This window comes from Pontibacter sp. HJ8, assembly GCF_054824225.1.
On sequence record NZ_JSYF01000117.1, the window covers coordinates 1 to 6,725 of the forward strand.

Annotated in this window: 6 protein-coding genes and 1 tRNA gene; 1 reads left to right on the top strand and 6 read right to left on the bottom strand. The window is 48.1% G+C overall.

Translation table 11 applies throughout. From position 1 onward, the window contains the following. Nucleotides 1-205: 205 nt before the first annotated feature. The 4 genes from OB13_RS06540 to OB13_RS06555 form a co-directional block, all read right to left on the bottom strand. Nucleotides 206-856: a hypothetical protein gene (locus OB13_RS06540; protein WP_461489351.1), complete on the bottom strand. Its 651-nt coding sequence runs from the start codon at nt 854-856 to the stop codon at nt 206-208. 148 nt (nt 857-1,004) lie between these two features. Further along, complete coding sequence (locus tag OB13_RS06545; RefSeq protein ID WP_461489352.1) at nt 1,005-1,781, bottom strand: patatin-like phospholipase family protein; 777 nt, start codon at nt 1,779-1,781, stop codon at nt 1,005-1,007. A 4-nt stretch (nt 1,782-1,785) separates the two neighbouring features. Continuing rightward, nucleotides 1,786-2,628, bottom strand: coding sequence for an MBL fold metallo-hydrolase (locus OB13_RS06550; protein WP_461489353.1), 843 nt, complete (start codon nt 2,626-2,628; stop codon nt 1,786-1,788). A 214-nt stretch (nt 2,629-2,842) separates the two neighbouring features. Further along, nucleotides 2,843-3,793 carry an acetyl-CoA carboxylase carboxyltransferase subunit alpha gene (locus tag OB13_RS06555; RefSeq protein ID WP_461489354.1) on the bottom strand — a complete coding sequence of 317 codons (951 nt, stop codon included), beginning with the start codon at nt 3,791-3,793 and terminating at the stop codon, nt 2,843-2,845. 222 nt (nt 3,794-4,015) lie between these two features. Here OB13_RS06555 and OB13_RS06560 point away from each other — a divergent pair. Next, a tRNA-Asp gene (locus OB13_RS06560) sits at nt 4,016-4,089 on the top strand. Nucleotides 4,090-4,381: 292 nt separating this feature from the next. Here the strand turns inward: OB13_RS06560 and gmd are convergent. Together gmd and fcl are read right to left on the bottom strand one after the other, a co-directional pair. After that, complete coding sequence (gene gmd / locus OB13_RS06565) at nt 4,382-5,494, bottom strand: GDP-mannose 4,6-dehydratase (RefSeq protein ID WP_461489355.1); 1,113 nt, start codon at nt 5,492-5,494, stop codon at nt 4,382-4,384. Nucleotides 5,495-5,626: 132 nt separating this feature from the next. Next, nucleotides 5,627-6,562, bottom strand: coding sequence for a GDP-L-fucose synthase (fcl, locus tag OB13_RS06570; RefSeq protein WP_461489356.1), 936 nt, complete (start codon nt 6,560-6,562; stop codon nt 5,627-5,629). Nucleotides 6,563-6,725: the final 163 nt, after the last annotated feature.

Sequence of the window (6,725 nt, forward strand, 5' to 3'; positions counted from 1 at the left end):
CTGGTATGAGGTGCTGCGATCATAACGCAGCGCCGGAGCTCAGGGGCCAGGTTGCCATTGAGTTTCCAGCCAGCTAATTTAAAAATCAGCTTAGAGAGTGATTTTGCGAACATTTTTCCCGATTATAAAAAAAGCTAATCCATAAGCAGTGAGCTTATGGATTAGCAATTCAAATATACTATATAATATTTTAAATCGGGAACCGCTAAAGTCCTTCTTTGATAATGTGGGACTTCTTTCGGAGCAGGTATACCTGTAGTCCGAATCCCAGCATAGGCCCCAGTTCTCGGTATTTTTTGTCATCCCTGTCCACTTTCTGGAAGTAACGGAAGGATAAGACAGGTTCCAGGGAAAATTTTTCATTGATAAAATAAGCATAGCCTATCCCTACCGAACCCTCGAGGGCTTTATACTTTCGTCCCACATCATTGAAATTGTGCAGACCAGCCAGCATGGTTACTTCCCCGAAAACACCGTTTAGCAGGTAATATCGGGCAAAAGGACCGGCTAACATAAAGGTTTCCCTCCTGGCTTCATGCGGTCTTTCACTCGGGGAGGTTAACTTGGTGCTCTGATGCAGAATGCTCAGATCCAGCCCGACAACAAAATCTTCGTGCACGAAATATCCGTTTTTACCCCGCAAATTTAGATTGATGAGTTGACCTTCCGATTTCTGCCCTGTGTTATCCAGGTCCTGGGAAGTAAGTGAGTAGCTCCCTTGCAGGTTGCCTCCCAACATGAGCGATCCATGTTTCACTTTGGCCCGGATCAGGGAGCTATGATTTTCCTGCGACCATCCTTTGGTAAAGGAAAAAAAGGAGATCAGGAAGACAAGGGTAAATAAAGGCTTTACCATAAGGTTCTAAAATTTAATTCAAAAGAAACGCAGAAATATACCAGCTGGATTTACGGGAAATATACTGAATTGACTATAGATTTTCAACAAATATTTATAAACATAAATATTTAATTTAAGCATGTGCATGCTGTACTCGATTTGCAGATTATAAACTGCTTTTTTCTTGTGTTAACTCTAACAGATTCTCTTTCAGGTTCATGGTGTAGCGGTAGCCTATTTCAAAAATCTCATCTGCCTTGCGAAAGCTCATGAGCCTGTAGTATTTGAGATCCTGTGGTTCTATAAAAAAATCACACTGTGGTATACGGGGTTTTACGTTATTATTGATGGCCAGGTGCACAGTCCTTTCGATCATGCTCCGAAGGGTCGTTATCCGGGCCTGATGATTGACCGGGTTGGTATGGACGCCAATTTTGATATCGCAGTTTCCTTCCAGGGGATCAATCGGCATATTGTTGAGCAGGCCACCGTCATTGAGCAGCATACCGTTGTAAGAGACAGGGCGGTATAGCACCGGCACGGCCGAGGAAGCAAGAAGCGGTTTGATCAGATTCCCGCTGGAAAAATATGCGGTCACCCCCTCGTTCATCTCCGTGGCACTAATGATGACAGGCATAGTCAGGTCTTCAAAGGTGGCATCTGCACCCAGGTGCTTGATATAGAGTTTTTCCACTTCGTCCAGGTGCAGGAATCCGATCTGACCGAAGGCCGGACGCATGATCCGGTAGATCCGGAGCTCTTTGATGAGCTTGAGGATTTCATCGGGCGAGAAGCCCGATGCATAAAATACACCGGCAATCGCTCCCGAACTTACGCCGGAAATGATAGCAACCTTGATCCCGATTTCATCAAATGCTTTTAGAACTCCCAGATGAGCTATACCTCTGGCAGCTCCTCCCGATAGCGCCAGACCGATCTGCATAGTATTAGAGTTCGCTTAGTGAGAATGTTTTCTCTAAACGAATACCTTTCTCAGTCTGTTGCACACTACAGCACTCATTTGTTGGATCATGTTCCAGGTAAAGCACATAATCCTCATCTGCAGCGGTTTGCAGAAAGCGTGCTTTTTCATCCATGGTCAGTAAGGGGCGCGTATCGTAGCCCATGACATAGGGCAAGGGAACATGCCCGGCTGAAGGAAGGAGATCCGCCATGAAAGCTACTTTTTTGCCTTTGTAAGGTATGATAGGCACCATCATCTTGTCGGTGTGCCCATCAGCATAGAATATATCGAACTGAGAGAAAGGTGATGGCTGGTTGGGATCTATAAACTTCAGATGGCCGCTCTCCTGCATGGGCAGGATATTTTCCTTTAGGAAAGAGGCTTTCTCGCGCGGGTTGGGCTCTGTGGCCCACTTCCAGTGGTCGGCATTGGACCAGTAGGTGGCATTGGGGAAAACAAGCTCCAGCGCTCCTTCACTGTTTTTGTATTTCACCCCGCCTCCGCAATGATCAAAGTGCAGATGCGTGAGAAAAACATCGGTGACATCGGCATAAGAGAAGCCGGCTGCCTGAAGAGAAGTCTTCAGGGAGGCATCACCGTGCAGGTAGTAGTGGCTGAAAAACCGGGCATCCTGCTTATCACCGATCCCGTTGTCGATCAGGATCAGGCGGTCTCCGTCTTCGATCAGCAGGCAGCGCATGGCCCAGGTGCACAGGTTATTTTCATCGGCAGGATTAGTGCGTTGCCACAGTGTTTTGGGTACCACACCAAACATAGCGCCTCCGTCCAGTTTAAAAAAGCCAGTATCGATTACGTGAAGATTCATAGTTTTGAGAGTTTAGGAGTTAAAGAGTTAAGAAGTTAGAAAGTGATTTGTTCTTTTCTTCAGATAGGAGCGCAACGTTATACCTAAAGCTCCTATACCTTCCTGCAGGTATGGAAAACAACCTTCCATACGCAGCTGAATTAAAAGTACTAAAACAAAAAGTGGCAGCAAAGAAAGATTTCCTCTGCTGCCACTTCGATTTATTTCAATTTCCTTAGCTCTCCAACACGACGCCCATGGCCGAGAACTTATCGATACGCTGCATGATGCGGTCTTCCGCATCAACGGCTTCCAATTCATCCAGCAATTTGATGATCTCTTTTTTGAGCATGCGCATCATTTTTTGCGGTTCGGTATGCGCGCCTCCCAGCGGCTCTTTGATGATGCCGTCAATGAGTTTGTGTTGCAGCATGTCGGTGGCTGTAAGTTTGAGGGCTTCGGCCGCCTGCTCTTTGTAGTTCCAGCTACGCCACAGGATGGACGAGCAGGACTCAGGCGAAATAACCGAGTACCAGGTATTTTCGAGCATCATCACCCGGTCGCCTATGGCTATACCCAGTGCACCTCCCGAAGCGCCCTCTCCTATGATGATACAGATCACGGGCACCTTCAGCATGAACATCTCTTTCAGGTTGCGGGCAATGGCTTCGCCCTGTCCCCGCTCTTCCGCCTCCAGACCCGGGAAGGCGCCAGGCGTATCGATAAAGGTGACGATTGGTTTGCCGAATTTTTCAGCCATTTTCATCAGGCGAAGTGCCTTTCGGTAGCCTTCCGGGTTCGCCATACCGAAATTGCGCATTTGGCGCTGTTTGGTATTGCGGCCTTTCTGCTGCCCGATAAACATAACACTACGGCCGTCTACGTCGCCAAAGCCACCTACCATCGCTTTGTCATCGCTTACCGTACGATCGCCGTGCAGTTCGACAAACTTCTCTGTGATGCCATCTATATAATCCAGGGTGTAGGGTCTGTCGGGATGACGGGACAGCTGCACACGCTGCCAGCGGGTCAGGTTGGCATACGTTTCCTTTTTGAGCGTCTTTATTTTCTCTTCCAGGGCCTTCACTGCTTCCGATACGTCTACCTGGCTTTCCGTAGCCAGTTTTTTCATCTCCTGCAGTTTACCTTCCAAGGCCGCAATGGGCTGTTCAAAATCCAAAAGCATATATTCTGTCGCTATTTCTGATGCAAATTTAACAGTTTCCGCAAATGCTGCAGCTAATCGGAGCGATTAATCCTTTATAATAAAAATAAAATATTTGGTTTTGAGCATCTTACACTTTTCGGCCAAAAATATAAGGCCAAAAAGTGCCCCTGCTATTGCAGAATCAAAAATAACCCTCTACATTTGTATCACTTTAACGAACAGCGTTAGAGAAAAGAGAATGGTCTGGTAGTTCAGTTGGTTAGAATGCCGCCCTGTCACGGCGGAGGTCGCGGGTTCGAGTCCCGTCCAGACCGCTTAAAAGCTCTTGAGAAATCAAGGGCTTTTTGCGTTTATAACCCTCCCCCTTTTCTCCCTGCCTATACCTATACCTATACCTGGTGCATGATCCGGACAATGTCCCTACAGTGATTATCGCTGGCTTTCTGTATTTACTATTGATCGGTCACAGGTATACGCCAGAGAGTTCACCCAAATCTCAACCCACTTCCAGCCTATCTTCTAGAGAATGCTAAAACAAAAAGGCAGCTTCACTTTGAGTGAAACTGCCTTTTCTGTTTGGGCTATACCTGCAGGTATAGCCGGGTATTATTCGTGGTAGTTCAGTACGCGGTGACCACCTTCCAACAGGTAAGAGTCACGCTTGAATTGCTCCACGTCATGCTGCATCATATCTTTTACCAGAGCGGCCAGATCGTATTTCGGCACCCAACCCAGTTTGGTTCTGGACTTGGTAGCGTCGCCAATCAGCAATTCTACTTCTGTCGGACGGAAGTAGTTCGCATCTACTGCCACCACTTCCTTACCGATCTCCAACTGGTATTCCGGGTTGTTGCAGGCGGCTACATAGCCTCTTTCGTCGATGCCTTCGCCTTTGAATTCGATCTCGATGCCAACTTCGGCAAACGACATCTTCACGAAGTCACGTACAGTGGTTGTTACGCCGGTTGCGATAACGAAGTCTTCCGGTGTGTCCTGCTGCAGAATGCGCCACATGGCTTCCACATAGTCCTTGGCATGGCCCCAGTCACGCTTGGCATCCATGTTGCCCAGGTATAGCTTGTCCTGCAGCCCCATGCTTATACGGGCAGCAGCGCGGGTAATTTTTCTAGTCACAAAGGTCTCTCCGCGGAGTGGCGACTCGTGGTTAAACAGAATACCGTTGCAGGCAAACATGCCGTACGCTTCACGATAGTTTACCGTGATCCAGTAGCCGTAGAGTTTGGCCACGGCATAGGGAGAACGTGGGTAGAATGGCGTGGTTTCGGACTGTGGAACAGCCTGCACCAGGCCGTAGAGTTCTGAAGTGGATGCCTGGTAGATCCTTGTTTTTTCTGTAAGCCCTAAGATTCGGATCGCTTCGAGTATGCGCAGCGTACCGATACCGTCGGCGTTGGCCGTATATTCCGGCGTATCAAAACTTACCTTCACGTGGCTCATGGCGGCCAGGTTGTAGATTTCGTCCGGCTGCGTTTCCTGAATGATACGGATCAGGTTCGTAGAATCCGTCATATCACCGTAGTGCAGCTTGAAGTTGATGTTCTTCTCGTGCGGATCCTGATAAAGGTGGTCAATACGGTCGGTGTTAAACATGGAGCTACGACGCTTCAGGCCGTGCACTTTATATCCTTTGCTAAGCAGTAATTCAGCTAAATAAGCGCCATCTTGTCCGGTTACGCCAGTGATAAGGGCTGTTTTCATTGTATCTGTTTATTATATTTTTTTTGTTTCTGTTATTTGATTCTACTGCGCCTGCAGGTTCGCAAGCAATTTAGGGTATACCGCTCACCTGACTGATAATCCAAGTTGGCGGACTATCGTGCCTGAGTAAGCTTAGGCGGTAACGTATTTTTCTTTGAAGTCAGCATACGCCAGGGCAATCCCTTCGCGCAGTTCAATCTTATGCTTGAAGCCAAGGCTGTGCAGTTTTGAGACATCCATCAGCTTTCGGGGAGTACCGTCCGGCTTCGAAGTGTCAAACTCCAGCTCGCCTTCAAACCCGATTACCTCTTTGATCAGCAGCGCCAGTTCCTTGATCGAAACGTCTTCGCCGGTACCGATGTTGACGAGTTCCCTGCCGTTATATTCCTGCATCAGGTAGACGCAGGCTTCTGCCAGGTCATCGGCAAACAGGAATTCACGTTTTGGATTCCCTGTGCCCCATACGGTAACAGTAGCTGCTCCGTTGTCTTTTGCCTCATGTATTTTACGGATAAGGGCCGGCAGCACGTGTGAGTTGTTTAGATCGTAGTTGTCATTGTAGCCATACAGGTTAGTCGGCATCACGCTGATAAAGTTACTCCCGTACTGATCCCGGTAGGATTCGCAAAGCTTAATGCCGGCGATCTTGGCAATCGCGTATGGCTCATTGGTGGCTTCCAGAGGACCCGTCAGCAGGTATTCTTCTTTCAGCGGCTGCGGGGCCATTTTGGGGTAAATACAGGAGGAACCCAGGAACATCAGCTTCTGCACCCCATGCAGATGGGCCGCGTGGATGATGTTGGCTTCAATCATCAGGTTATCGAAAAGAAAATCTGCGCGGTAGGTGTTGTTTGCCTGAATGCCGCCTACCTTGGCTGCCGCCAGAAACACATAATCCGGTTTTTCGTCTGCAAAAAAATCGAGCACCGCCTGTTGGTTCCGGAGGTCGAGTTCAGAGGAGGTGCGGGTGATGAGGTTAGCGTAGCCGGAAGCTTTGAGTTTACGCGCGATAGCGGAGCCCACCATTCCCCTATGCCCGGCAATGTATATCTTAGATTCTTTTTCCATTTGAAATAAAAGTACGAATAATAAAGAGTAGCTTACTTATTATAAAACTGAACTCGATCAGACCTCGAAATGCTGCCTAATGAAACATGGTCACCCGATCGCGATCACAGGTATAGCCTGGTACCAAGTTGCGGTGACACCCTTGGTACTTGCTGTTCAAATA